This is a genomic window from Desulfotignum balticum DSM 7044, from assembly GCF_000421285.1.
GTDB classification, from domain to species: Bacteria; Desulfobacterota; Desulfobacteria; order Desulfobacterales; family Desulfobacteraceae; genus Desulfotignum; species Desulfotignum balticum.
Genome location: NZ_ATWO01000001.1, coordinates 1,006,487 through 1,031,553, shown reverse-complemented (window position 1 = coordinate 1,031,553; position 25,067 = coordinate 1,006,487). Strand labels below are relative to the sequence as shown.

Below are 25,067 nucleotides of genomic sequence, written 5' to 3'. Positions count from 1 at the left end.
ACCGGTCATGTCATGATTCAGATCGATTCAGCAACCTGACAATGGTATCTGCCAGATCATCCCGTCCCTGGTTTCTGAGCAGGGGAATCAGGGGCCGGTAAAACGGAGGCCTTACCCGGATGGTGATATCGAATTGCGAAATATCCGCCGGGGTGACCTCATCCGCTTCAAACGCCCGGGTTTTGTGCAAAAGCCCCAGGGCCGTGAGCTCGGTCATGGTGCGCACACATTTTTCGCATCTCCCGCAATTCAGTTGATCCGGCACATTGGCCAGGCAGACCCGGAAGTTCTGAAAAGCCGTATCCCACCGGGACACGATTTTAATTTTCTCCAGACGGGACAGTTCATAATCCCGGTGCCGGATTCTCACGGCATAGCTGGAATACTCGGGATCCAGCAAAGGATGAGACCCGCAGGGATGCAGGTTGGGAATATCATAGGAAGAACCGATGAACATCAGGTTGACGCGATGACTGAAACCATGGGTCATGGCAGCTAAAACCGCGCCGAAAAAACTGTTCAGCCACAGATCCCGTTCATCGCACAGGTGACGTAAGTTGGTGTACACCGGCACCAGGGTTGTGTCCGCATCTTCTGTGATCCGGGTAATGGCGGTCACGGCCCGGTCAAATACATGCAGCTTGGCCCCCCGTTCCCTGACCCCGCCAATATCAAAGCCATGGAGAAAAAATCCATCTTGAATATAGGCCGGATGGGTCTTTGGATAATTCAGCCGGTTCAGGCGCAGGGCCGCCAGAGAGTCCATGCCGCCGGACATGACCATGCCGGCTCTGCCGGGATTTACCGGCACCTGGTGGGCATCGGATGCGGATTCAACTAAAATCGGGGTATACCGGTCCTGGGTCCAGTGGGATAGAATGTGCATGGCCACGTGCACCCCTTCTTTGAGGAACGGACATACCGGTCCGTCCACAAATATGCGTTTTTCTCCCAGATGCAGGGCCGGCAGCAGACACCCCACCAGAAACGCATCCGGGTTGGCGTCAAACCCTTGGGCATGATCTTCCGGGGTTTTTATAAATACGGTTTTTTCAGGCAAGTCCCTGTCTTCAAATATGACCCGGGCTGAGGCTGTGGCAAAACCGGCATCGTGTTCCAACTGAATCTGGGTAATTTTCATGGATAAATCTCTTTTTTAAATCTGTGGATCCTGTTCATGAACGGCAATTTATCTGGTGGATGCTGCATGGGCCTTATGCACGGCAAAATCAATGATTTCCATGGCGATATCAATGCCTGTGGCCGCTTCAAGCCCCCTGAACCCCGGTGAATAGTTGACCTCTACCACACACGGGGAACCGCTTTTTTTTCCCATCATGTCAATACCCGCGATATCCAGACCGCAGGCCTTAGCCGCCGCCACTGCCATATGTTGCCACAGTGCGGGGGGATCAAACGCCGCAGCCCGGCCCCGGCGATGGATATTGGTTCTGAAATCATCCGGGGCCGGTGACAGTGTCATGGCCCCGGCCACCCGGCCGCCGACCACCAGAATCCGGGCATCCATCCGCCCGGACACAGGAAAAAACCGCTGTACCAGCAACCCTTTTACCGGATCCAGCCGGGCATTCACACAGGTGTCTGCCTGGGTCGGATCATCGATTTTAAACACCCCGTCTCCCCCCATACCGCTGGGCTGCTTGACCACCACCGGATATCCCCCCACACGGTCCACGGCATCAAAAAACAAGGCCTTTCGGGTAACAAAACAGGTATCCGGCACCGGGATGCCGGCCGCCGCCAGAGACTGAAGGGTGATATACTGATGCCGGGCTATGGTCACCCCTTCCAGGCCGTTGACCAGCGGTATCCCCATGGCCTGAAACTGCCGGAGTATCACAAACCCATATTCGCCCATGGGCGATCCCTGGCGGGGCAGGACCACATCCGGCAGATCATTGGTCACCGCATCGTTACAGTCATGAATACCCGGCCCCTGATTTTCCAGCACACAGACCAGCTGATAGGGATTGATGAGCATCAGGTGATGATCCCTGTGCCGGGCCGCCTGGTCCAGCCGGCCGTTGGGATGGAACTCCAGACCATGGATGGTGAGAACACCGATTTTCATTGGATGTTTTCTCCATGGGACTGCTCAGAATCTGAACCGGTTTCCTTTTCTGGCGGGCGCATATGGGCGGGCATCCAGATGCCCATCGGCTTGTTTGTTTTCTCGCTGAAATAGGTGGTGATTTTCCGGGTGTTGTTCCACCGGGCAATTTTCTGGGTGGCCAGATTGTCTTCATCGATGATGGCAAATATTTTGTATTTTCCTGCCCGGGCCGTCAATCCCTCGAGCAGACGACGTCCCACACCCAAAGACCGGTACTCGGGCCGCACCGAGGTATAGCCGCGTTCCACACACCCGGAAAAATCCAGGCCCGTGGCTTTTTTCAGCCGAAGAATCAAAGCGGTCCGGGGATGTTTCAGACAGGAGCAGCCCACCATTTTTTGGTTTTCCATGGCATAACCGATCAGGAACGCATTTTCAAGATTGGACCGGACATGGGTGGTATCCACGGATCCGCCGGCAATCACCATGGCACAGACCTGATTCAGAAACTCCGGTGATAGCGCCGATGGCGGTTCAAAATAAAACACCACATCATTTCCCAGGATGATCCGGGTATGGTTGTCCCATCGGAGGCGGATTAGATAAGAAGCCGGATACCGGGCCAGATAAGACAAAATGGCCTCATGACCTGAAAGTGTCTGCCAGAACGGGATGCCCGGCAGGGGATCTATTTTATCATAGGCATGTGACATTGCAGGCAAATGTGTGCGGTCACGGGGCAGGTCAAAGGAATGCACCACATGGGGATGGTCCAGGATATATCGCACCGGCACGGTTTCATTGCCGTTGTCAAACAGATCCGGCCCGGAAACATGGTTCCAGATACCTGCTTTTGAGGCCTGCCACAGCTGTTCGGCGGGCATGGATGTCAGATTCCCGGGGCTTTGCCACCGGATCATTTTCAGTCCTTTTTCCGGCCAGTCTGCCAGTATCTCCGGCAGATCTGAAGGCAAAGATGCATTCAGCCGGACCGTCACAATGCAGGGAACCGTCTTCATTTTCGCCTGTTTTGGTTCTGGATGATCATGGGTGCCTGGTTGATGAAATCCGCATCATCATGAAAAGCGTCCTTAATTTTCAAAATGTCTGTTTGTGCTGAGAAAAACACGTCCACCACTGCCGGATCAAAATGCGTTCCCCGGCCCTGCCGGATGATTTCATAGGATCTTTCAAGGGAAAACGCCTCTTTATAAGGCCGTTTGGAAGTCAGGGCATCAAACACATCCGCAATGGCGACAATGCGCCCCACCAGGGGAATCTGCTTTCCTTTCAGTCTTTTGGGATACCCGGAGCCGTCCCATTTTTCGTGGTGGGTCAAGGCCACAGTCTCCCCCAGCCGGATAATCCCGGTGGTGGAGCCTTCAAGAATCCGGGCCCCGATAATGGTATGCTGCTGCATCACAGCCCACTCATCCGGGTCCAGTTTGCCCGGTTTCAAAAGAATGCGGTCCGGAATCCCGATTTTCCCGATATCATGCATGGGGGTCGCATACAGAATAGATTCCGTGACCCTTTCTCCAAGCCCCATTTTCCGGGAAATGGCTGCCGCATAATTGCTCATTCGCTGGATATGAGCCCCGGTGTCTTCGTCCTTGTATTCCGCCGCCCGGGTCAGCCGGTAAATCGCTTCCAGAGACACGGATTTGATGCGCGCAAACGCCTGTTCCAGATCCCGGGTCCGTCTGGCCACCTCGGATTCCAGCTCCTTCTGATAATTGCGCATATGGTCATTGTAGGCTTTCACTTTGATCAGAGAGGCCACCCGTGCCCGCAATTCGGTCTTGTCCACCGGCTTGGTCAAAAAATCATCGGCCCCGGCTTCAATGGCCCGTATTCTATCTTCTTTGGCATGCAGGGCCGTCACCATGACAATGGGAATGATGGCTGTTTCAGGATCGGATTTCAACTGCCTGGTCACGTCGTATCCATCCATTTTCGGCATCATGACATCCAGCAGAATCACATCCACCGGTTCCCTGGATACCAAGTCCAGTGCCTGTTCCCCGTCCCCTGCTGTCAATACATGATAACCCGCAGGCACCAGCATGGCCTCCATCAGACGCAAATTCCGGTCTTCGTCATCCACCACCAGTATGGTTGACTGATCGCTCATCATTATTCCTTTTCAACTGATTTCATACCGAATCTTCAGGCAGGTATTCCTTGATTTTTTCCAAAAATTCATGCAGACGAAACGGTTTTGAGATATAGTCATGACACCCTGCCTCAAGTATTTTTTCCTTATCTCCGGGCATGGCATTTGCCGTCAGGGCCACCACCATGATATCCCGGGTGGTTTCATTTTGCTTGAGAATCCGGGTGGCGGACAGGCCGTCCATAACCGGCATTTGAATATCCATAAGAATAAGATCCGGCAGATGCTGATTTGCCAGGGCAACGCCTTCTTTTCCGTTCATGGCTTCAAAAACGGTGTAACCGCTGTATTGAAGCACATCCCGAAACAGCTTCCGGTTCTGTAATTCATCTTCCACAATCAAAATGGTTCTGTTTTTTGTGTCCATCATGGGAGCGATCCTTCATCCTCGATGTCAGCATGTGACGGGCCTTGATTTTTTTTCTGATTCACCGGAATGATAAAAGAAAAAGTCGACCCTTTTCCCTGCCCGTCGCTGTTTAAAAACATTTTTCCTTCATGAAGCGTCACCAGATCCCGTGTCAGAGGCAGTCCCAGACCGGTACCGGGACTCTTATCCTGCCGGGTGCCGTGAACCTGGAAAAACGGTTCAAACACTTTTTCATGATAGGCGGGATCAATGCCCGGGCCGGTGTCGGTGACGGATATTTCAACACAGGCCGCATCCGTTCCGGTTTCAAAACCCAAACGGGTCCTGCTGTGAACCTGTTCGGCCCGGATGGTAATGGCACCGCCGTCCGGGGTGAATTTCACGGCATTGGACAGCAGGTTGTACAGGATCTGTTTGAGTTTTCTTTGATCCGCCGTGATCGCTTGTTCCTGAATCTCCCGGGTCACCGCCTTTTCAAGGGCAATCCCGTGTTTGGCCGCCTTTTCCTTGATCATGACCAGGCTGTTGTCAATCAGTTGGGAAACGTTCACCTGTGACAGCTCCAGTTCGGTTTTTCCCGCCTCAACCCGGGACAGGTCCAGAATATCATTGATCAGTGCGAGCAGGTGTCTGCCACTGTCCAGAATATCATCCACATATTCCTGCTGTTTGTCAACCAGAGGCCCGAAATACTGCTCCTTGAGCACCTCGGAAAACCCGATGATGGCATTGAGCGGGGTCCGCAGTTCATGGGACATATTGGCCAGAAAATCGGATTTTGCCCGATTGGCCCGCTCTGCCGACTCCTTGGCCTGTTTGAGTTCATTTTCATATTGCATCAATTGAGTGATATTTTCCTTGACCGCCACAAAATGAGACACATATCCCTGGGGATCCCGGACCGGTGATATGGAGGCCCGCTCCCAGTAAATGGTTCCGGTTTTATCCTGGTTGCAGAACGTACCGTGCCAGGGTCTGCCCGAGGTAATCGTCTGCCACAGTTTTTTGTAAAACGATGGCGGATGATGACCAGATTTCAAAATCCTGGGATTTTTTCTTTTTACTTCTTCAAAAGTATAGCCGGTCAATTCGGTGAATTTGGGGTTGGCATATTCAATATTTCCGTAAAGATCCGTGATAATTACCGTGGCCGGACTTTGTTCAACCGCTGTGGCCAGTTTTTCAAGTTCCTTTTCCGACTGTTTTCTGGCAATGACAATTCCCAGCTGGTTGCCGATCTCATCGAGAATTTCCAGCAGGGACGGATCAGGCCGCTGCTTTTCAGGATTGAAAAATTCCAGCACCGCCGCCACATGGTCCCCCACCATGACCGGGAATGCAAATCCACCGTGAAGCCCGATCTCGCCTGCATGCCGGACCCGGGGGAATTTCGGATAAATGGCCAGATCTTCTATCCATACACTTTTTTTTGCCGTCATCACCCGTCCGATCATTCCCTGACCCGGTCTGAAACCCGTGCGTTCGGTAATCTTTCTGAATGAGGCAAACCGCTTGTCATCTTCCAGGTACCAGATGTCTGTGGGAATCAGGTGATCCGGTTTTTCATCATCCGCTTCATATACATGCCCCACCGGCCAGTCCATGAACCGGGCAATACCGTCCACGGCGACCTGAAGGGCTTCATTCGAGGTTCCGGCCGCGTTGGCGGCAGCTGCCACATCCTTGAGAAGCCGCAGTTTTTTCCGGCTCTCTTCCAGGGCCTGTGCCGCCTGCTTGCGCAGCGTGATATCATGGGCGATGCCCAGGGTATAGAGGAACTGCTTGTCCGGCCGTGAAATCTCGCTGTCCGGCACATCCCAGTATCCCCGGGCAGACAGTTGGACAAATGTGAAATTGAGAGCATAATTCTGAGACTCGTGGTTTTTATGCATCAACCGGACATCCAGGTGCGTTTGTCGCCGCTTCCCGATCCGGCGCTCCACCAGGTGATGGCCGAATCGTTCACGATCTTCCGGATGCAGCAGATCCGCCATGGGGCTCCCCTTGAGTTCAGCAGGATCATATCCCAGCTGCCGGACCGCCGAAGAAATATAATCGATGGTCCCGTCTTCCGTGATCCGATAGATAATATCCGGTGTCAGTTCCACCAGGACCCGGTACCGTTCTTCACTTTCCCGGATATTGGCTTCCGCCTGCCGCCTTTTGGAAACCTCCTGCACCAGCTGCCGGTTTTTTTGTTCCAGGCCCCGGGTCCGTTTTTTGACCAGGTCCTCCAGATGATTTCGGTGATCGGCCAGGGCCTGTTCCGCCTGCTTTCGATCGGTGATGTTTTCATGGGCCGCCACCAGACGTGGCGCATCTGAACTGCAAAAACAGGTGACGCGACCGATGAACCAGCGCTGTTCATCTGGAGAATGGCAGGGATATTCCATGGCAAATGTCTGGGCTTCACCCGCCAGCACTGACCGGAGCCCCGCAGCAAAATCCCGGGCCATATCCTTGTCTTCACCGACTGCGGCATCACATACCGCCAGATAATCCGCCCCTTCACAGACATGGGTTGAGCCCGAGCCGTTGGATGCGGCAAACTCCCGCCATGCCAGATTCACCGCAATAATCCTGCCGGTTTCATCCAGCACTGCCACATGGGCGCTCAACGCGTCTATGGTGGCAAATGCGAACTGTCTGGATTCCCTCACTTCCCGGTGTATCCGGTCCTGCTGAAGCCGGTTGACCAGAAGCATACCTAAAAATACCGTCACTCCTGGATATAAAATGATCAGCGGCAAGGTGATTTTCAGCAGCACTGCTTTGGCAATACCCTGGGGCAGCATCAGTATCAGTCCCAGCATGACCAGGTGAACCGTCAGCCCGAAACCATAGAGCCGGCGCCAGGACATATCCGACAGCGGTGTTTTCAGATTTCGTCGCCAGACAATCCCGATGCACCCGGAAAAAACAATCACAGCCACGCCGGTCCAGGCCCCGGCCCCTCCCTGATACATCCGGAACACCCCGGCCATCCCCATGGCCACACCTGTGGGGATCCATCCGAAGAAAAGCCCGGATATGCTCAGCAGAATCGATCGGCTGTCAATGATCACCCCGGGGGCAACCGCCCAGGGAACGGTCATGGCCGCCATCCCGATGACGCCGACAAAGATGCCGAAAAATACCTGGGTGTGAATTGTTTTTTTTTGGGGCCACCGGGCCGTGACCAGATCAAACACATAGGCCGTGGCAAGCAATAACGTCAGGTTATGAATCATGTCCAGAACAGGCAAATAATTCATAACGTCTTTGACATGTCAGATTTTGTTTGAAGCATGTTTTTTTTTATCTTTGACATTGTGATTTTGCAAGTGTTATTTTCTTAAGATGAGATCGTTGTCGGATTCCCGGTCCTGTTTCATTTTTAGATTGACAAACAATTTCAAAATTTATAATATTAAGAGTTTTTTAACAGGATTATGAAAATCGATAAAACGTGGCAAGAAGCATTGATTTGATAAGGAGAGTTTAACCATGTACGCAGTGATCAGAACCGGCGGTAAGCAATACAAGGTTCAGGAGAACCAGATCCTGAAGGTTGAAAAACTGGCGGGAACCGAAGGTTCGGAAATTGAATTCAACGATGTGCTCCTGTACTCAGACGGAGAAACCATCACCCCGGGCAATCCCGTGGTGGAAAATGCAGTGGTCCGGGCCCATGTCGTGGAACAGGGCCGGGACAGAAAACAGCTGGTTTTCAAATACAAACGGCGTAAAGGGTACAGAAAAATGCAGGGCCACCGGCAGCATTACACCCAGATTAAAATTGCGTCCATATCCGTTTAAGCAAAACACAAAAAGGGGATTGACACATGTCACATAAAAAAGCAGCCGGTAGTTCAAAAAACGGCCGGGATTCAAATGCGCAGCGCCGGGGCGTGAAAAAATTCGGCGGACAGGCAGTTTCAGCCGGCAACATCATTGTCCGGCAGGTGGGTACCAAAATCCATCCGGGAAGCAATGTGGGTATGGGCAAGGACTTTACCCTGTTTGCCATGATCGACGGCGTGGTGACCTTTGAAAGAAAAGGCCGTGACCGTAAAAAAGTCAGTGTTTATGCCGCGTGAAATTTGTTGATGAGGCAGTTATCACCATTCAATCCGGTGACGGGGGGCCTGGATGCACCTCTTTCAGACGAGAGCGGTTCATCGAGCGGGGCGGACCGGACGGCGGTGACGGCGGCGACGGTGGCCATGTCATATTAAAAGTGGATCCGGGTAAACGGACCCTGTATGACCTTCACCGCCAGAAGATGCACCGGGCTCAAAACGGCGCTCCGGGAATGGGCCGCCAGAAGCATGGCAAAAACGGGAACCACTGCTATATCAACCTGCCGGCAGGTACCCTGATCCGGGATGCAGAGACGGATCAAACCATTGTGGATCTTACCCGGCAAGGGGATGAATACATCATCGCTGAAGGCGGGAAAGGCGGCCGCGGCAACAAACGGTTTGCCACATCCACCAACCGGGCTCCCAGATATTCTCAACCCGGACTTCCGGGTGTTGAACGCAAACTCAAGCTTGAACTGAAGCTTTTGGCGGACGTGGGCATTGTGGGACTTCCCAATGCCGGAAAGTCCACGCTTATTGCCGCCATGTCCGCAGCCCGGCCTAAAATCGGGGCATACCCGTTCACCACCCTGACCCCGACCCTGGGCATGGTCACACCGCCTTTTGGCGAACCGTTTGCCGTTGCCGACATCCCGGGGCTCATCAAAGGTGCCCACCAGGGAACCGGACTGGGGATCAAATTTCTCAAACACATTGAACGGACCGGCATTCTGATTCATCTGATCGATGCCGGTGCCATCGATCCCCAGGAACCCTTGGCGGATTTCACCGTCGTCAACCAGGAGCTCACTCTTTACAGCCGGACTCTGGCAGACAAAGCCAGAATCATCGTGCTGAACAAAATCGATCTGGCCGGGACCGATCACCGGGTGGCCAGTTTCTGCCGGGCAGTACCGGATTTTGAGGTCCACACCATTTCAGCCGCCACCGGGCAGGGGGTTGACAAGCTGATCCAATTGCTGGCATCCCGCCTTCAAAAAGAGTGATTCAATGAAAGCCGGGCTTTTTGGCGGCACGTTCAACCCGCTTCATATGGCACATATCCGGATTGCCGAACATGTGAAACAATGCCTGGCACTGGACACCATCTTTTTTTTTCCTTCCGCCACCCCGCCCCATAAACCCGGAGTCGATCTGGCACCGGCAAAAGACCGTTATGACATGGTGGTCAAAAGCCTGGCACACAAAAAAGGGCTGAAACCGTCTGATATTGAAATCAATCGCAAAGGGCCATCCTTTACCATCGACACGGTTCACGCGTTTAAGCGGCACTATGGTGAATCGCATCAGTTTTATCTGCTCATGGGCTCAGATGCGTTTTTTGACACGCCGACCTGGAAAAGGCAAAAAGATATTTTTGCCGCGGTTGCCATCGTTGTCATGCCCAGACAGGGCACCGGCCCAGACCCGGATATCCGATCCTTTCTTGACGAACATATCGCAAAAGGGTACACATGGCATCAGGAGGAACGGCAATTCGTACATGACAGACTGCAGCCGGTCCGCATTTGTCCTGTCCCCCGAATTGACATATCCTCCACTTTGATACGCAACCGGGTGAAACAGCACCTTTCCATCAAAGGACTGGTTCCGCCACCGGTGGAAAAAATTATCAATGAAAGGAATTTATACTTATGACAGATCCTTCAGAAGAGCTGACACCCTACCTGAGTGCTGTTTTCAGCCGGAAACCCCGCTCGGTCACTGCCATTGATGTCCGTTCTTTAACCTCATATACCGACACGCTGATCATAGTCGAAGCCGGTTCCCACCGTCAGGTGACGTCTCTGGCCGAACACATCGTCACCGGACTGAAGGCAAAAAATATCCTGTCTTTGGGCACTGAAGGAATCAAGGAAGGGGAATGGGCTCTGCTGGATTACGGCAGCCGCATCATCCATATATTTGAAACCAAAGCCAAAGCATTCTATGATCTGGAAGGCCTGTGGAGCGACGCACCTCGCGTCTGGACCTGTCCGGTTTTGAAACGGCTTTAAAACCGCCAAAGGACCTCTCATGACCTTAACACAACTGATTACAGATTATATCACCGGAAATGAGATCAACCTGGTCGGGCCTGAAATCAGCCGGCAGAATTTTGAAAAATTTCTGGTGGAAACCAATGGGTACAAAAAACAGGAAATTCACGTGAACGAACCATTGACTGTTCAGTTCAAAGGGGAAGATTATATCTCTTGCATTGATCTGGTGGTCTGTGTCCAAGATCGGGCCGTCATGGCCGTGACCTGTGTGGCCGGTTCCATCGGCTCATATGAAAGAGAAATTCTGGCCGGGGCCCGGCTGGTCAGAAACTATCAGATTCCCTTTGCCGTGTCCACGGATGCCAAAGATGCCGTGGTCATGGACACGCGGTCGGGCAAAACCATCGGCAAGGGGCTGGCAGCTGTGCCGTCCCGGAAACAGTTGGAAAAAAAACTGCCGGACCTTGTGTTTGAACCGTTGGATGAAAACAGAAAGGAGCGGGAGATGATCATCTACCGCTCCTTTAACATGGAAAAAATCAATCGTTGATTTTATGACAGTTCCCGGTTGCAGTGCTTGCAGATTTTGGCCCTTTTTTTAATGATTTCCGCGCAAAAAGGACATTCTCTTGTAAAATGGCGTTCATGAAGCTGGTCAATAGCAGCCTTCACACCGGTTTCCAGCACCGGGGTGGGGAACTTATGGTTGATCAGAGGCTCGATGGCTTCCACACCGCCCAGTTCTCCCACCATTTCAGCGGCTTTAAGCCGTGCCCGGTTGGGAATCACCGGATCCAGCAGCATTTTTAAAATCTCGTCCCAGTCCTTTGACATATAATAATCCGTGAGAATGGAAAACGCCTGTTTGGTTTTCTCCTTGAGTTCATTCTGACGAATCACCGCTTCGTCATCCAACTTACTTCCGGTGCCCCCCACCGGGCTGAACACGGGCATGTATTCGAAATTCTTCTGACCCGGCTCATTGATGCACCGGTAAGACGCAGGGGCTTCCATGGTGTCTTTAAGATGATCCCACCCCTTTCGGTAAGACGGACAGTCATCATTGAAACACACAAACAGGTAGGGGGTTCCCCATCCGAGCCCATCGGAAAAATTGATGGGCGGCACTTCCCACAGGACCATTTCTTTTTTGCAATGGGGGCACACGGGTTTGTCCATCTGGATATATCTGTCCAGCAGTTCTTCTTTTGTTTCAAATGCCATTATTTTTTATCTCCTTATGATTGTCTGACGGCTTCAGTCAATCATAGTAATCAGCCCCCTGCCTTTGTCAATCAATGATCAGTCGATCACTGCCAGCACGTCTCCTTTGGCCACGGCATCGCCCGTGTCAAAATGAATGGCGGAAACAGTCCCGGTTTTTGGGGCCGGCAGGGCATTTTCCATTTTCATGGCCTCGATGACCACCACGGTTTCTCCTTCTTCCACGGCATCTCCCACCTGTTTTTCATGCCGGATCACCATGCCGGGCATGGGCGCTGTCACCGGGGTGCCGGTATCAGAGGCTGAACCTGTTTTTTCCGCATCCTGTTTTACAGGCCCTGGTTCGGGTTTGACTTGTACCGGTGCTTCGGGTGCCGCCGGAGAGGCCTCGGGTGCTGAAGTCCGGGAGGTGGGTAAAGTCCCGGCTGCCGGTGCCACATGGGAAATGCTCGGTTCTCCCCCCTGTTCTTCCACTCCGACCTCAAAACACTCGCCATCCACAAACACGTTGAACATCCGGGTATTTTCAGTTTTTTCAAAACAGGGTTTTTCCATCAGCTCCCCGGCCTTTGCTTTTTTAATCAAAGCATCCTGTTTTTTCACATCCTCCAATGAAACGGGTTTAAGGACATCCGACATTTCTTCCAGCCCGTATTTCTGCTTGAGGAATTTTTTGCCGGTAACGGGAAACAGCGCATACAGCAGCAGGTCTTCATCGTTTTTGGCCAGATCCTTGATCTCCTGCTTTGCTTTTTCCAGCTCCGGCTCCAGCACCTGGGCCGGCCGGCAGGTAATGGGTTCTTCTCCTCGGGGATATCCTTTCAGCGCTTTTTTCTGAACTTCCGGATCAATGGGAACCGATGTCTTTCCATACAGGCCGTAACACAGATCCTTGACCTGGCCGGAGATCATCTTGTACCGCTCTTCTTTGGTGTCAAACAGCACATTGTTCACGGTCTGGGTGCCCACAATCTGACTGGTGGGCGTCACCAAAGGAATCTGACCCAGTTCTTTTCTCACCCGGGGCAGTTCTTTGTACACCTGGCCGATCTTATCCAAAGAATCCATCTCCCGCAGCTGGTTCACCAGATTGGACAGCATCCCGCCGGGTGTCTGGTGCAGCAGCACGTTGATGTCGATCAAAGACACCTTGGTGTCATCCAGCAGATGTTTGTATTTGGGCATCACCTCTTTTTCCAGGATCTCGTTGATATCGGCCAGGGCCTTGATATCGAATCCGGTATCCCGGTTGGTGCCCAGTAGCGCCATGACCAGCGGTTCCAGGGCCGCATGGGAAGTCCGATACGCATAGGGTGTCACACAGGTATCCACGATATCCACCCCGGCCTCCACTGCTTTGAGATGGGTCATGGGAGACATGCCCGAGGTGAAATGACTGTGCAGGTGAATCAATGGTTTGACATTGGCTTTCAACGCCTTTACCAGCTGATAGGCATCGTAGGGTGCCATCAGTCCGGCCATATCCTTGATACAGATGGAGTCTGCCCCCATCGCTTCCAGGTCTTTGGCTTTTTTAATATAATAATCCAGGTTGTAGACCTCGCCGCCCAAACGGGGCTCGGTCAAAGTATAGCAGATACATCCCTGGAAATGGGCCCCGCATTCCTTGATTACCGGCACCACACTTTCAAAATTCCTGTAATCATTGAGTGCATCAAACGTTCTGAAAATTTCCAACCCGTTGTCCACGGTTTTTTTCACAAACAATTTGGCCACATCATCGGCATAATTCCGGTACCCCACCAGGTTCTGCCCTCTGAGCAGCATGGACAACGGGGTTTTTTTAAAATACCGCTTCAGCGTCCGCAGCCGCTCCCAGGGATCTTCCCCTAAAAACCGGTGCATGGTGTCAAAGGTGGCGCCGCCCCAGACCTCCACGGCCCAGAACCCGATATCATCCATCCGTTCAGCCACCGGAATCATGTCTTCAGTTCTGCCTCGGGTGGCAAATAAAGACTGGTGACCATCCCGCAGGGAAAGATCTTCCACCTTTAACGGATTTTTCGCCGGGGGACGGTCATTGCCATAATTCATCTGAGTCGTTTCAAGCTGAGTGTGTTCCGTCATAACTATTTTCTCCAAAAATTGAGTTTATTTAAACATGCGCAGCTGCATCATGGTGTTGGCCTGCATCATGGCCTGCCGTCCGGTCAGACCCCAGAGGTTGGGAGCATTTGAAAACGTTTTTACCGATACCGGCCCTTCCGGAAAAGGGGCACCGCTATTTTCCCGGCACGACTGTCTGTCTTCATCGGTTTTGATGTGGGCAATGACCGCTGCCATGGCAGCCACTTTTTTTTTGCGGTCCATGATCTCTCCTTTTATCATACCGGAATGTTCCCGTGTTTTTTGGCCGGACGCATTTCCCGTTTGCTGGCCAGCGCTTCCAGCGCATCAATGAGCCGGGGCCGGGTTTGAGAAGGTGTGATCACCGCGTCCACATATCCTCTGGCTGCCGCACAATAGGGATTGGAAAACCGCTCATTGTATTCCGCGATTTTTTCCTTTCGTTTGGCCACCGGATCATCCGCCGCCTTGATCTCTTTGGCATGGATGATGTTGGCGGCCCCTTCCGCTCCCATGACCGCGATCTCCGCACTGGGCCAGGCAAATGCCATGTCCGCGCCCAGGTGTTTGGAGCACATGGCCAGATACGATCCCCCGTAATCCTTGCGGGTAATCAGCAGCAGTTTGGGTACTGTGGCCTCGGAATAACACCACAGCAGCTTGGCCCCATGGCGGATGATGCCGCCCCATTCCTGCTTGGAGCCGGGCAGATACCCGGGCACGTCCGCAATGGTGAGCATGGGGATGTTAAAGGCGTCACAGAACCGGATGAACCGGGTGGCCTTGTCCGACGCATTGATATCCAGACACCCGGCCAGATGACTGGGCTGATTGGCGATAATACCGATGGACCGGCCGTTGAGCCGGGCAAAACACACCAGGATATTTTTGGCATAATACTGATGCGGTTCAAAAAACACCCCGTCATCCACAATGGATTTAATCACGTTTTTCATGTCATACGCCCGGTTGGGGCGGTCCGGAATCAAGGTGTCCAGGGCCGGGTCCGTGCGGGCGGGATCATCTTTGGGCGGGATAAAAGGCGGATCTTCCATATTGTTGGCCGGCAGATAGGACAACAGGGTTTTGATCTGCGCAATGCAGTCTTCATCGGATTCACAGGCAAACTGGGCCACGCCGGATTTTTCGTTGTGGGTCATGGCACCGCCCAGGTCTTCAAAGGAGATATTTTCACCAGTGACCGCCTTGATCACGTTGGGACCGGTGATAAACATATAGCTGCTTTTCTTCACCATGAACACGAAATCGGTCATGGCCGGGGAATACACAGCCCCGCCGGCGGTTGGCCCCATGATGGCGGAGATCTGAGGAATCACTCCGGAGCACGCGGAATTTCTGAAAAATATCTCCCCGTATCCGGACAACGCATCAATGCCTTCCTGAATTCTGGCACCCCCTGAGTCGTTCATGCCGATGACCGGGGCCCCGGCTTTCAATGCCATATCCATGATCTTGCAGATCTTTTTGGCCTGCATCTCGCCTAAGGACCCGGCCCGGGCCGTGAAATCCTGGGCATAGGCAAACACAATCCGGCCGCCCACTTTACCATGGCCGGTCACCACCCCGTCCGCGGGGATTTGTTTTTTTTCCATACCGAAATTGGTACACCGGTGGGTGACAAACATATCCAGTTCCCGGAACGTGCCTTTGTCAAACAAATAATCCAGCCGTTCCCTGGCATTGAGCCGGCCCTGTTCCCGCCGCTTTTCCAACGCAGCGTCTCCCCCCATTTTCAAAATTTCCTGCTCTTTGCACTTCAGGGTCTGAATATTATCTGCTGTGGTTCCCATAAATAAAAGTCCTTCCATGTTCCTTTGGTTCATTCATTGGCTATTTTTGACGGCGGACTATTCCACGCTGAACCGCCATGCACAAAACCATTCCTCCGGATGGGCATCCGGGGGACATCCGATACAGGTTGTTTTGATATTCGGATCAAATGCCGATGCAAAATAGGTGTATTCAACCAATCCGGCAGATTTGCACGGATAGTCCGGCAAATTTTTACGTTTTCTGGCTGCCTGAACCCGGCATTCATTCATCTGAAATACAAAACTTTTAGGACTTTCGTCAACAATTGATTGTGTATTGATGAAAGAATACATCCTGAAATTCAGGGCTTTTTTAAGGCCTTCCAGTCCCGGTCTGTCCCCCAGATTTAAAAACCGTTTAATGGCATGGGCTTCATAGGGTGAAAACATGCCCCAGCAGGAATCATTACACCGTTTGGCATCATTCATGCCCCGGGTTTTTTCCACGGCCTGGAACCAGACGCCGTCCATGACCAGCCAGTTTTTGGCCAGCCCTTTGAGCAGTTCATTCAACCGGTCTTCATCCATGTCCGCCACCGCTTCGGGCAACCCGTCTTTTAATTCAAAATCCAGAATATCGGCCATGCGTTTCATGGTAATATCCGTGCCCCTGGGCACCACGGCATCCATCATATCTAATGCCGCATCCATCCCCATCTGGTGCCGGACTTCAGCAAACCAGAATCCGTAATGCATGATCATGCGAAACACCATATCCATCATCAACCGGCCCTTGTCCTGCCTGGACAGATCCGTAAAGTCAGGCTGTGCGTCGTTCATTTGACATCTCCTTTTTCCAGTTCATGGTAAAGTGCCAGATACGTCTGTGCTTCCTCTTGTTTTCCCCGCCTGGCACAGCCATTGCCGTAAATCCGGCATTTTTCTTTGAGCACGGACTTTGCCGCTTTTTGCTGATCATGGGACAATGATCCGGATCGGACCAGACACAGGATCGCTTCAATGCGAAACCGATCCTGGGAATGCCGCCTGGAAAGCTGATCCGCATGTCCGCCGAACTTGACGGTCAAAGCCGCGTCAATAAGATGAATCGGGGTATCCATACTCACCCGCAGCCAGAAATCATAGTCCTCGCACACAGGAAAATCCTGCCTGAACATCCCTTTGCGTTCAAACAGTGTTTTTCTGATCATCACCGCGGACGGGCTGACCAGGCACAGGTGAAGAGACGGTTCAAAAATCAGGCCCGAGGGTTTTTTGTGTTTTTTTCTGGGATTCACCCGGACCCCGTTGCGGACCCAGAGTTCTTCGGTCTGACAGATCATGGCTTCGGGATGGGCTTGAAAAAAAGCGGCCTGGCATGCCAGTTTTTCCGGTTTCCATTGATCATCGGAATCCAGTAACGCCACAAATTCGCCGGTACTGTGACCGATACCCAGATTCCGGGCACTGCTCACCCCTTGATTGGGCTGATTCAGTATCCAGAGGCGGTTTCCATACGCGGCCAGCACCTCCGGGGTGTGATCGGTGGAACCGTCATCCACCACAATGATCTCTTTGGGTGCAACAGTCTGGGCCAGCACCGAATCAATGGCGTGGGCCAGGGTCCATGCCCGGTTGAAACTGGGAATAATCACACTGATCTGGGGCGTATCTGTCTGTGTCATGATCCATCACTTATATCATGGCTTTTGTTTTTTGTACAAACCGGATTCACGTTTTTTGACAAAACAGGACCCGCCTGAAAATCTGAGAACAAGAAAGGGTCTGGCTGTCCCAATGATGTTCAATTGGTCCAACCATTTCAAAAATTAAAAAATTATGTGAAGTTTCAGGATCATAGAATGTTTTATCCTTGATTTTTTTTAAAATTTTTCCCATAATCGGTTTTGTTTTTTAATTTTTGAGTAATCCTTGACAATCCCATCCAAATCACTTTATGAAGCCCTTGAATGTTTGGATATGCATCACTTACAAATGAGGATATTATGGCAAAAGGCAAATCAGTCATCCATGTAATTGATACCCACTGGTGCAAAGGGTGCGGTATCTGTGTTCACTTCTGTCCCAAACAGGTACTGGAACTGGACAAAAGCGGCAAAGCCCGGGCGGTCCGACCCGAAGATTGCATCGCCTGCAAATTGTGTGAACTTCGTTGCCCTGATCTGGCAATACAAATACAAGAAATTCAGGAAGGGGAAAATGACTCAAAACGATAACATCAGATTTGTCCAGGGGAATGAAGCCTGTGTGGAAGGGGCCTTGTACGCGGGCCTCAATTTTTTCGCAGGATACCCCATCACCCCGTCCACGGAAATTGCGGAGCATTTGTCGGAACGTCTTCCCCGGCAGGGCGGAAAATTCATCCAGATGGAAGATGAAATCGCTTCCATGGGTGCCATTCTCGGGGCTTCTCTCACCGGAAAAAAAGTGATGACCGCCACTTCCGGACCCGGGTTTTCGCTCAAACAGGAAGCCCTGGGATATGCCTGCATGGCTGAAATCCCCTGCGTTATTACCAATGTCCAGCGGGGCGGGCCTTCCACAGGCAATCCCACCCATGTCAGCCAGGGAGATGTCAATCAGGCCAGGTGGGGGACCCACGGGGATCATGCCATCATCGCCCTGACCGCATCCAACAACCAGGATGTGTTCAAAATTACAGTGGAAGCGTTCAACCTGGCCGAGACCTACCGGACACCGGTTATTATCCTTCTGGATGAAGTGGTGGGTCACATGCGGGAAAAACTCACGCTTCCGGAAGTTGATGAGATTCCGGTGGTAAGCCGGCTGCGGACATCGGTTTCCAAAGGCGTGGATTACCATCCATATCTGCCCCGGGAGGACGGGCGGTTGCCCATGTCGGATTTCGGTGCCGAGCACCGGTACAATGTCACCGGCCTTTTCCATGACATGTGGGGATTTCCCAGCAACAACCCCAAAGTGGTGAGCGAACTGCTGCGCCATCTGGTGGACAAAATTGAAAACAACGTCGACAGTATGACCATGTACAAGGAATACTGGCTGGACGATGCCGACTATATCCTGGTGTCCTATGGGTCATCGGCCCGGTCCGCCATTCACATCGCCAAAAACCGCCGGGCCAGAGGCGTGAAGATCGGGGTCCTGGAACTCCAGACCCTGTGGCCGTTTCCCGCAGACATGGTCCGGGAGAAATGTGCCAATGCCAAAGCAGTGCTGGTGGTGGAAATGAACATGGGCCAGGTGATCACCCAGGTTAAAAACGCGGTGGACAATCCCAACAATGTATTTCTGGCCAACCGCATCGACGGCCAGCTGATCTCACCCACGGACATCAAAACCATCCTGCGAATGATCCAGGGAAAGGGGGTGTAACATGACCACAAAAGAATTTGATTTTAAATATTATATCCGAAGCCGGTTTTTCCCCCATATCTGGTGTCCGGGCTGCGGCCACGGTATTGTGCTGGGGTCTTTGCTGCGGGCGGTTCATGAACTGGGTCTGGATAAAAACGAAATCGTCATGACTTCCGGCATCGGGTGTTCCTCCCGGATCTCCGGATATGTGGATTTTCATTCTCTGCACACCATCCACGGCCGGGCTTTGACCTTTGCCACGGGTGTCAAGCTGGCCAAACCCGGCATCACCGCCATCGTTCCCATGGGAGACGGGGATGCCCTGGCCATCGGCGGCAATCACTTCATCCATGCAGCCAGACGTAATATCGATATCACGGCCATTGTCATGAACAACCGGATTTACGGCATGACCGGGGGACAGTTTTCCCCGTTGTCCGGGCTTGGCAAAAAAGCCACTACTGCCCCGTATTCTTCCATTGACAACCAGTTTGACGTGGTGGAACTGGCAAAAAGCGCCGGCGCCAGTTTTGTGGCCCGATCCACGGTGTTCCATGCCACCGAATGCAAGGATTTGCTGAAAAAAGCCATCGCCCACAAAGGATTTTCCGTGGTGGAAATCCTGACCCAGTGCCCCACCTATTTCGGACGGAAAAACAAAGAAGGGGATGCAGTCCAGATGATGGAATCTTACAAAAACAATACTGTCAAAATTGGGTCCAAGAAACTGGAAACCAACCCGGAACTGATCCAGCGGGGCATTTTTGTGGAAGACACCCAAAAAGCCGAATACTGTGAGGCCTATGACAACATCATCGAGACCGCAATGAAAGGAAACGCATAATGGAACGTTCAAGACTGGTTTTTTCAGGGTCCGGAGGCCAGGGAGTGATCACAGCGGCCATCATCCTGGCCAAAGCAGCGGTGATATTTGAAGGCAAAAACGCCACCCAGTCCCAGAGTTACGGTGCTGCGGCCCGGGGGGGCGCCACAAGAAGTGATGTGCTGATTTCCGATTCGGAGATCTTTTTTCCCAAGGTGGTGCAGCCCAATATCCTGGTGAGCCTGACCCAGGAAAGCTACAATACCTTTTCAGGCATCATACGGCCCGGTGGCCTGCTGCTGGTGGACAGCAAATTTGTCTCCATTGAAAACAAAGTCGATGCCAAGCATCTCGCTTTGCCCATGTATGACACGGTCATGGAAAAAATCGGCAAACCCATTGTGTTCAACATCTGCATGCTGGGAGCGCTTTTGGGTGCCACCCGCCTGGTCCGGGGAGAATCCATCCTCAAGGTGCTGGAAACCACCATCCCCAAAGATTTCATGGAGATGAACAAGACCGCTCTGGATCTGGGCATCCACATGGGAGAATCGGCTGTTAATTAAGAGCCCCCCGCTCCCATGAACCCTATCTCAACACCCGGAAACATTCCTTCAGACCTGGTGGCGGACTGGCAGACCCTCCACCGGGTCTTTATCCGGCCCGAGGACGAAAAAAGCCGGCAGACCCTGATCAAATACATGGAACAGATCCTGTTCGGTCTCCATGAATTTCTCAACTCCCATGTGGGGGTGACCGAAGCCATTCCGCTTGCGACCCTGGCGAAATCCTATACCGATACGACCATCCGCCGTGAGCCGGAAAAAAAACTGGCCGATGTCATTAAAGACATCATCAATGAAATCGCCCCCCGGGCCGTGAATGTGGCCTCACCTTATTTCATCGGACACATGACTTCGGCTATTCCGTTTTTCATGGTTCACCTCAAAGCCATCACTGCGGCTCTGAACCAGAATCTGATCAAACTGGAAACGTCCAAAGTGCTGTCGGTCCTGGAAAAACAGGTACTGGCCAAAGTACACCGCATGGTTTACAACCGGGAACCCGCGTTTTATGACACCCATGTTCAAAATGTGGATACCTGCCTGGGTCTGTTCACCAACGGGGGCACCACGGCCAATATCACGGCCCTGTGGGTGGCAAGAAACCAGTGTCTCCCGGCAACCGGCAATTTTGCCGGTGTGGAGCAGGACGGCATGGCAGCCGCCATGAAGGCTCATGATCTGGAGCGTCTGGTGGTACTGGTGTCGGAACGGGGGCACTTTTCTCTAAAAAAAGCCGGCGGAATTCTGGGGATCGGAAACAGAAACATCATTGCCGTGGGAGTGAACAAACAGCATCAAATCGATATGAATGAACTGACCCGGCAGGTGGAAGCGTTCTCACAGAACAAAAAAATCAAAATCGCCGCCATCGTGGGCATTGCCGGGGCCACTGAAACCGGCACCATTGACCCGCTGCCTGAGATGGCACACCTGTGCCGAACCCATGGGATTCATTTTCATGTGGATGCGGCCTGGGGCGGGCCGGTGATGCTGTCGGAAAAATACGCCCCCCTGCTGGACGGCATCCGGGAAGCGGATTCCGTCACCATTGACTGCCACAAGCAGTTCTACATGCCCATGAGTGCCGGCATGGTCTTTTTCAAAGATCCCACCGCGCTGGACCGGATCATTTATCATGCCGGATATGTCAACCGGAAAGGCTCTGTGGACCTGGGCATCAAAACCCTGGAAGGGTCCAGGGAAGCCAGTTCTCTGATCCTGGACAGTGCCCTGAAAATCATGGGATCCCAAGGGTATGCATTGATGATCGAGCACGGTATTGACACGGCCCGGCTGTTTGCCCAAAAAATCAAAGACCGGGATCTGTTTCAGCTGGTCACAATACCGGTACTCAACATTCTTACCTACCGGGCCATCCCCCCAGCGTTGAAACAACAGATGGATGCCGGTGTGACACCGGCCCGGCAGCAGGAAATCGATGCCTGCCTGGATCAGATCAACACAGATTTACAGCGGATTCAACGGGAAGCCGGTAAAAGTTTTGTGTCCCGCACCTGCCTGAAAATTCATCCAGCGGATGCATACACGGCGGTGGTTCTTCGATCCGTGATCATGAATCCCTATACCAACGGGAGTATTCTGGATCAGATTCTGGACGAACAGGAAGAGATCCTGCAATCTTTGCAGATATCAACCGATCTGAAGCCACACACCTGATCCCTGTTTTCACGAAATAGTTTCACATATCATACATGTGCAGCACCAGACTGCCCCGGGTCAGAACCCCTGCGACACGGCCTTGTTCAAGTACCGGCAGCATTCCTTCCTGGGACAGATTCATATGTGCCGCAGCGGTTCGGATATCATCCCCAGGCCCCACCACCGGTACATCCGGTTTGACCATGCCTTTGACCGGCGTGGACAGCCGATTGTTTTGCCTGGCACGCACCACCGCAGATTCCGGTATCAATCCCAGAAACCGGTCTTTATCACAGACCAGCAGGGCCCGGACCCGGGTACGGGCCATGATTTCTCCGGCCTCGGCCACGGTCTGATCCGGCCGGAGAACAAACCGGGCCGCATGGAGCATGATCTCTTTCACCAGCGATGATTTGCGGCCGGTTTCCCGGATCAGGGTGGTTATCTTTTCTGTGATCTTTGCCAGGTCATCTTCCTTGACAACCGCAGAACCGGCCCCGGGGTGACCACCGCCCCCTAAAGCCCGCACCACAGCACCCACATCCACAGCATCAGGGTTGGACCGGCCGATCACCATCACCTTGTTCTGATCGGTGGAAAATATGCCGAAAACCGCGTCCAGCCCTTTGAATTCCTTATATTTTTCCACCAGCGACGCCAGCATGGTCAAGCCGCTTTGCACCGGTATGGCACAGATGCCGATGTTCACGCCTTCCAGTGTCAACACGTCAGCCTTTGCCAGCATATCTGAAAATACCCGGGTATGGGAATCATCCATGGCATTGGATAAAAATGAAGACACAATATTCAGATCCGCCCCGTTTTCAAGCAGAAACGCGGTCATTCTGGCATCTCTGGGGGTGGCCGATGAAAACGTCAAACATCCGGTGTCATCGTAAATTCCCAACAGAAACAAGGTGGCCTGCATGGGAGTGAACGGTGTCTGCTGCCGTTCCATCTCTTCCAGCAAAAGTGTGATGGTGGCCCCGACCTCTTCTCTGTGTTCAACTCCGGATATGATATTTGTCCCGGACATGTGGTGGTCCCAGCAGATAATCTCAAAATTCTGCCTGTCCTTCAGCGGCTGCATCCGGTCCAGCCGGTTCCAGTTATTGGTGTCCACCACGATCAGAGAAGAAACGGTTTCCAGATCAAATCCCTTTCGGGGAACAATCCGTAACAGGTCCTGATGAATGGAAAGAAATGCCCGGACTCCGGCTGTGACATGGGAAGGCACCACCCCCCGGGTACCGGGGTACAAACAAGTACAGGCCACCATGGAAGCCAGGGCATCAAAATCCGTATTCATATGGCTGGTTACGATCTGCATCAGAAAATAGGTCTCATGGCGCCCATATAAGTCCTCAGTTTTTTGCCCACCTGTTCCACGGATGTGGACCGGATGGCCTGGTTCACCTGTATCAAACGGATATTGTCCACCCCGGTATCCGGGGTATCAAGTCCTTTGCCGATCACATCCGTATCAATGGATGCCATGAATTCTTTGAGCATGGGAACCGCACTGTGGCTGAACAGATAACACCCGTACTCCGCCGTATCGGAAATCACCACATTCATTTCATACAATTTTTTCCGGGCAATGAGATTGGCAATCAAGGGCACTTCGTGCAAAGATTCATAATACGCGGATTCCTCCACAATACCGGCGGAAACCATAGTATCATAGGCCAGTTCCACCCCGGCCTTGACCATGGCCACCATGAGAATCCCGTAATCAAAATAGGCCTGTTCAGACAGTTCCGTTTCCCGGGACACCGCTTTTTCAAAAGGCGTGTCTGCCGTCTGAGCCCGCCAGGTGAGCAGGTTGACGTCATCGTTGGCCCAGTCTTTCATCATGGTTTCCGAGAACCTGCCGGACATGATGTCATCCATATGCCGGTAGAACAACGGCGTCAGAATCTGTTTGAGCTGCTCACTCAAATCAAAAGCCCGGATTTTGGCCGGGTTGGACAGCCGGTCCATCATGTTGGTGATGCCCCCGTGTTTCAGGGCTTCGGTGATCGTTTCCCACCCGTACTGAACCAGCCGGCATGCATCGCCTTCATCCATGCCTTTTTCGATCATCTTGTCAAAGCACAGCAAAGATCCGGCCTGAAGCATACCGCACAAAATGGTCTGTTCACCCATGAGATCGGATTTCACTTCCGCCACAAACGATGATTCCAGGACCCCGGCCCGGTGGCCGCCAGTGGCCGCAGCATAGGCTTTGGCCAGTTCCATGCCCTCACCTCTGGGATCGTTTTCCCGATGGACCGCAATCAGTGTGGGAACACCAAATCCGCGTTTGTATTCTTCCCTGACTTCGGTTCCGGGTGATTTGGGCGCCACCATGATCACGGTCAGGTCCTCTCGGATCTTCATGCCCTCTTCCACAATATTGAATCCATGGGAATATGACAGACAGGCATTTTTTTTCATCAACGGCATGATCGCGGTCACAACCGATGTGTGCTGCTTATCCGGTGTCAGATTGATCACCAGATCTGCCGACGGCAGCAACCGCGCATATGTGTCCACCACAAATCCATGATCTGTGGCGTTTTTCCAGGACTGCCGTTTCTCAGCAATGGCCGCATCCCTCAAGGCATAAGACACATCCAGACCGGAATCCCGCAGATTGAGCCCCTGGTGGAGCCCCTGGGCTCCGCAGCCCACAATCACGATCTTTTTGCCTTTCAATGCAGTCACACCGGAAAATTCCGAAGTATCCATAAACCGGCATTTGGCTAATTCCGCCAGTTGCAGCCGCAGCGGCAGGGTATTAAAATAATTGTCTCCCATCTTGCATTTCTCCTGATATATTTAGTAATGATTTAAGAATACTGATTGACAACACATATGGCAAATTGATAAATTTATTTTTTCCTTAA

25 protein-coding genes are annotated in these 25,067 nt (G+C 52.5%); 11 read left to right on the top strand and 14 right to left on the bottom strand.

The features are described from left to right. Window positions 1–10: 10 nt before the first annotated feature. The 6 genes from K365_RS0105375 to K365_RS26350 are packed head-to-tail and all read right to left on the bottom strand — an operon-like array spanning window position 11 to window position 7,874. Window positions 11–1,141, bottom strand: a complete 1,131-nt coding sequence (locus tag K365_RS0105375; protein WP_024333817.1) for a hypothetical protein — start codon at window positions 1,139–1,141, stop codon at window positions 11–13. A 48-nt stretch (window positions 1,142–1,189) separates the two neighbouring features. Further along, on the bottom strand, window positions 1,190–2,092 hold the full coding sequence (locus K365_RS26355) for an ATP-grasp domain-containing protein (RefSeq protein ID WP_024333816.1): 903 nt from the start codon (window positions 2,090–2,092) through the stop codon (window positions 1,190–1,192). Further along, window positions 2,089–3,093: a GNAT family N-acetyltransferase gene (locus K365_RS0105365; protein ID WP_024333815.1), complete on the bottom strand. Its 1,005-nt coding sequence runs from the start codon at window positions 3,091–3,093 to the stop codon at window positions 2,089–2,091. Before K365_RS0105365 ends, K365_RS26355 begins: the two co-directional genes overlap by 4 nt. Continuing rightward, window positions 3,090–4,208 carry a response regulator gene (locus K365_RS0105360; RefSeq protein WP_006963608.1) on the bottom strand — a complete coding sequence of 373 codons (1,119 nt, stop codon included), beginning with the start codon at window positions 4,206–4,208 and terminating at the stop codon, window positions 3,090–3,092. Before K365_RS0105360 ends, K365_RS0105365 begins: the two co-directional genes overlap by 4 nt. A 22-nt stretch (window positions 4,209–4,230) precedes the next feature. After that, the gene (locus K365_RS0105355; protein ID WP_006963610.1) at window positions 4,231–4,620 is read right to left on the bottom strand and encodes a response regulator; all 390 of its coding nucleotides are present in this window, start codon (window positions 4,618–4,620) and stop codon (window positions 4,231–4,233) included. Next, window positions 4,617–7,874 carry a PAS domain S-box protein gene (locus tag K365_RS26350; RefSeq protein WP_024333814.1) on the bottom strand — a complete coding sequence of 1,086 codons (3,258 nt, stop codon included), beginning with the start codon at window positions 7,872–7,874 and terminating at the stop codon, window positions 4,617–4,619. The genes K365_RS0105355 and K365_RS26350 overlap by 4 nt, the downstream gene beginning before the upstream one ends. Before the next feature lie 232 nt (window positions 7,875–8,106). Here K365_RS26350 and rplU point away from each other — a divergent pair, with 232 nt between their 5' ends. From rplU to K365_RS0105320, 6 genes are read left to right on the top strand one after another with little or no spacing between them, the layout of a single operon-like run. Beyond that, entirely contained in the window at window positions 8,107–8,418 is a 312-nt protein-coding gene (rplU, locus tag K365_RS0105345) for a 50S ribosomal protein L21 (RefSeq protein WP_024333813.1), read from the top strand. 26 nt (window positions 8,419–8,444) lie between these two features. Then, window positions 8,445–8,699, top strand: coding sequence for a 50S ribosomal protein L27 (gene rpmA / locus K365_RS0105340; protein WP_006963616.1), 255 nt, complete (start codon window positions 8,445–8,447; stop codon window positions 8,697–8,699). Beyond that, window positions 8,696–9,691 carry a GTPase ObgE gene (obgE, locus tag K365_RS0105335; protein ID WP_024333812.1) on the top strand — a complete coding sequence of 332 codons (996 nt, stop codon included), beginning with the start codon at window positions 8,696–8,698 and terminating at the stop codon, window positions 9,689–9,691. The genes rpmA and obgE overlap by 4 nt, the downstream gene beginning before the upstream one ends. Before the next feature lie 4 nt (window positions 9,692–9,695). Then, a complete protein-coding gene (gene nadD / locus K365_RS0105330; protein WP_024333811.1) occupies window positions 9,696–10,343 on the top strand; it encodes a nicotinate-nucleotide adenylyltransferase in 648 nt (215 codons plus the stop codon). Next, on the top strand, window positions 10,340–10,702 hold the full coding sequence (gene rsfS / locus K365_RS0105325) for a ribosome silencing factor (RefSeq protein ID WP_024333810.1): 363 nt from the start codon (window positions 10,340–10,342) through the stop codon (window positions 10,700–10,702). Before nadD ends, rsfS begins: the two co-directional genes overlap by 4 nt. 19 nt (window positions 10,703–10,721) lie before the next feature. Beyond that, the gene (locus tag K365_RS0105320) at window positions 10,722–11,237 is read left to right on the top strand and encodes a type I restriction enzyme HsdR N-terminal domain-containing protein (protein ID WP_024333809.1); all 516 of its coding nucleotides are present in this window, start codon (window positions 10,722–10,724) and stop codon (window positions 11,235–11,237) included. A 2-nt stretch (window positions 11,238–11,239) separates the two neighbouring features. On the opposite strand, the gene K365_RS0105315 is transcribed toward K365_RS0105320, so the two are convergent. The 6 genes from K365_RS0105315 to K365_RS0105290 form a co-directional block, all read right to left on the bottom strand. Further along, window positions 11,240–11,911 (bottom strand): hypothetical protein, encoded by a 672-nt coding sequence (locus K365_RS0105315; protein ID WP_024333808.1) that lies wholly within the window; start codon window positions 11,909–11,911, stop codon window positions 11,240–11,242. A gap of 78 nt (window positions 11,912–11,989) precedes the next feature. After that, window positions 11,990–13,999, bottom strand: coding sequence for a pyruvate carboxylase subunit B (locus K365_RS0105310; protein ID WP_024333807.1), 2,010 nt, complete (start codon window positions 13,997–13,999; stop codon window positions 11,990–11,992). 24 nt (window positions 14,000–14,023) lie between these two features. Beyond that, a complete protein-coding gene (locus K365_RS0105305) occupies window positions 14,024–14,242 on the bottom strand; it encodes a hypothetical protein (protein ID WP_006963632.1) in 219 nt (72 codons plus the stop codon). 14 nt (window positions 14,243–14,256) lie between these two features. Further along, window positions 14,257–15,810 carry an acyl-CoA carboxylase subunit beta gene (locus tag K365_RS0105300; RefSeq protein WP_024333806.1) on the bottom strand — a complete coding sequence of 518 codons (1,554 nt, stop codon included), beginning with the start codon at window positions 15,808–15,810 and terminating at the stop codon, window positions 14,257–14,259. A 57-nt stretch (window positions 15,811–15,867) separates the two neighbouring features. Next, on the bottom strand, window positions 15,868–16,611 hold the full coding sequence (locus K365_RS0105295) for a DUF6125 family protein (protein ID WP_024333805.1): 744 nt from the start codon (window positions 16,609–16,611) through the stop codon (window positions 15,868–15,870). After that, on the bottom strand, window positions 16,608–17,456 hold the full coding sequence (locus K365_RS0105290) for a glycosyltransferase family 2 protein (protein WP_024333804.1): 849 nt from the start codon (window positions 17,454–17,456) through the stop codon (window positions 16,608–16,610). The genes K365_RS0105295 and K365_RS0105290 overlap by 4 nt, the downstream gene beginning before the upstream one ends. Before the next feature lie 321 nt (window positions 17,457–17,777). On the opposite strand from K365_RS0105290, the gene K365_RS0105280 reads away from it, so the two are divergent. From K365_RS0105280 to K365_RS0105260, 5 genes are read left to right on the top strand one after another with little or no spacing between them, the layout of a single operon-like run. Beyond that, the gene (locus K365_RS0105280) at window positions 17,778–18,008 is read left to right on the top strand and encodes a 4Fe-4S dicluster domain-containing protein (RefSeq protein ID WP_006963636.1); all 231 of its coding nucleotides are present in this window, start codon (window positions 17,778–17,780) and stop codon (window positions 18,006–18,008) included. Continuing rightward, window positions 17,992–19,146, top strand: coding sequence for a 2-oxoacid:acceptor oxidoreductase subunit alpha (locus K365_RS0105275; RefSeq protein WP_006963637.1), 1,155 nt, complete (start codon window positions 17,992–17,994; stop codon window positions 19,144–19,146). The genes K365_RS0105280 and K365_RS0105275 overlap by 17 nt, the downstream gene beginning before the upstream one ends. Before the next feature lies 1 nt (window position 19,147). Then, window positions 19,148–19,972, top strand: coding sequence for a 2-oxoacid:ferredoxin oxidoreductase subunit beta (locus K365_RS0105270; protein ID WP_006963638.1), 825 nt, complete (start codon window positions 19,148–19,150; stop codon window positions 19,970–19,972). After that, complete coding sequence (locus tag K365_RS0105265; RefSeq protein ID WP_006963639.1) at window positions 19,972–20,517, top strand: 2-oxoacid:acceptor oxidoreductase family protein; 546 nt, start codon at window positions 19,972–19,974, stop codon at window positions 20,515–20,517. Before K365_RS0105270 ends, K365_RS0105265 begins: the two co-directional genes overlap by 1 nt. A gap of 15 nt (window positions 20,518–20,532) precedes the next feature. Next, window positions 20,533–22,194, top strand: a complete 1,662-nt coding sequence (locus tag K365_RS0105260; RefSeq protein ID WP_024333803.1) for a pyridoxal-dependent decarboxylase — start codon at window positions 20,533–20,535, stop codon at window positions 22,192–22,194. Window positions 22,195–22,216: 22 nt separating this feature from the next. Here K365_RS0105260 and K365_RS0105255 read toward each other — a convergent pair whose 3' ends face one another. Both K365_RS0105255 and ilvC read right to left on the bottom strand, forming a co-directional pair. Beyond that, complete coding sequence (locus tag K365_RS0105255) at window positions 22,217–23,506, bottom strand: CBS domain-containing protein (RefSeq protein ID WP_024333802.1); 1,290 nt, start codon at window positions 23,504–23,506, stop codon at window positions 22,217–22,219. Further along, window positions 23,506–24,978, bottom strand: coding sequence for a ketol-acid reductoisomerase (ilvC, locus tag K365_RS0105250; RefSeq protein WP_024333801.1), 1,473 nt, complete (start codon window positions 24,976–24,978; stop codon window positions 23,506–23,508). The genes K365_RS0105255 and ilvC overlap by 1 nt, the downstream gene beginning before the upstream one ends. Window positions 24,979–25,067: the final 89 nt, after the last annotated feature.

Coding starts and splice junctions, on each gene's coding strand:
- K365_RS0105375 (WP_024333817.1), bottom strand. CDS start 1,141: ATGAAAATTACCCAGATTCAGTTGGAACACGATGCCGGTTTTGCCACA.
- K365_RS26355 (WP_024333816.1), bottom strand. CDS start 2,092: ATGAAAATCGGTGTTCTCACCATCCATGGTCTGGAGTTCCATCCCAAC.
- K365_RS0105365 (WP_024333815.1), bottom strand. CDS start 3,093: ATGAAGACGGTTCCCTGCATTGTGACGGTCCGGCTGAATGCATCTTTG.
- K365_RS0105360 (WP_006963608.1), bottom strand. CDS start 4,208: ATGAGCGATCAGTCAACCATACTGGTGGTGGATGACGAAGACCGGAAT.
- K365_RS0105355 (WP_006963610.1), bottom strand. CDS start 4,620: ATGATGGACACAAAAAACAGAACCATTTTGATTGTGGAAGATGAATTA.
- K365_RS26350 (WP_024333814.1), bottom strand. CDS start 7,874: ATGAATTATTTGCCTGTTCTGGACATGATTCATAACCTGACGTTATTG.
- rplU (WP_024333813.1), top strand. CDS start 8,107: ATGTACGCAGTGATCAGAACCGGCGGTAAGCAATACAAGGTTCAGGAG.
- rpmA (WP_006963616.1), top strand. CDS start 8,445: ATGTCACATAAAAAAGCAGCCGGTAGTTCAAAAAACGGCCGGGATTCA.
- nadD (WP_024333811.1), top strand. CDS start 9,696: ATGAAAGCCGGGCTTTTTGGCGGCACGTTCAACCCGCTTCATATGGCA.
- rsfS (WP_024333810.1), top strand. CDS start 10,340: ATGACAGATCCTTCAGAAGAGCTGACACCCTACCTGAGTGCTGTTTTC.
- K365_RS0105320 (WP_024333809.1), top strand. CDS start 10,722: ATGACCTTAACACAACTGATTACAGATTATATCACCGGAAATGAGATC.
- K365_RS0105315 (WP_024333808.1), bottom strand. CDS start 11,911: ATGGCATTTGAAACAAAAGAAGAACTGCTGGACAGATATATCCAGATG.
- K365_RS0105310 (WP_024333807.1), bottom strand. CDS start 13,999: ATGACGGAACACACTCAGCTTGAAACGACTCAGATGAATTATGGCAAT.
- K365_RS0105305 (WP_006963632.1), bottom strand. CDS start 14,242: ATGGACCGCAAAAAAAAAGTGGCTGCCATGGCAGCGGTCATTGCCCAC.
- K365_RS0105300 (WP_024333806.1), bottom strand. CDS start 15,810: ATGGGAACCACAGCAGATAATATTCAGACCCTGAAGTGCAAAGAGCAG.
- K365_RS0105295 (WP_024333805.1), bottom strand. CDS start 16,611: ATGAACGACGCACAGCCTGACTTTACGGATCTGTCCAGGCAGGACAAG.
- K365_RS0105290 (WP_024333804.1), bottom strand. CDS start 17,456: ATGACACAGACAGATACGCCCCAGATCAGTGTGATTATTCCCAGTTTC.
- K365_RS0105280 (WP_006963636.1), top strand. CDS start 17,778: ATGGCAAAAGGCAAATCAGTCATCCATGTAATTGATACCCACTGGTGC.
- K365_RS0105275 (WP_006963637.1), top strand. CDS start 17,992: ATGACTCAAAACGATAACATCAGATTTGTCCAGGGGAATGAAGCCTGT.
- K365_RS0105270 (WP_006963638.1), top strand. CDS start 19,148: ATGACCACAAAAGAATTTGATTTTAAATATTATATCCGAAGCCGGTTT.
- K365_RS0105265 (WP_006963639.1), top strand. CDS start 19,972: ATGGAACGTTCAAGACTGGTTTTTTCAGGGTCCGGAGGCCAGGGAGTG.
- K365_RS0105260 (WP_024333803.1), top strand. CDS start 20,533: ATGAACCCTATCTCAACACCCGGAAACATTCCTTCAGACCTGGTGGCG.
- K365_RS0105255 (WP_024333802.1), bottom strand. CDS start 23,506: ATGCAGATCGTAACCAGCCATATGAATACGGATTTTGATGCCCTGGCT.
- ilvC (WP_024333801.1), bottom strand. CDS start 24,978: ATGGGAGACAATTATTTTAATACCCTGCCGCTGCGGCTGCAACTGGCG.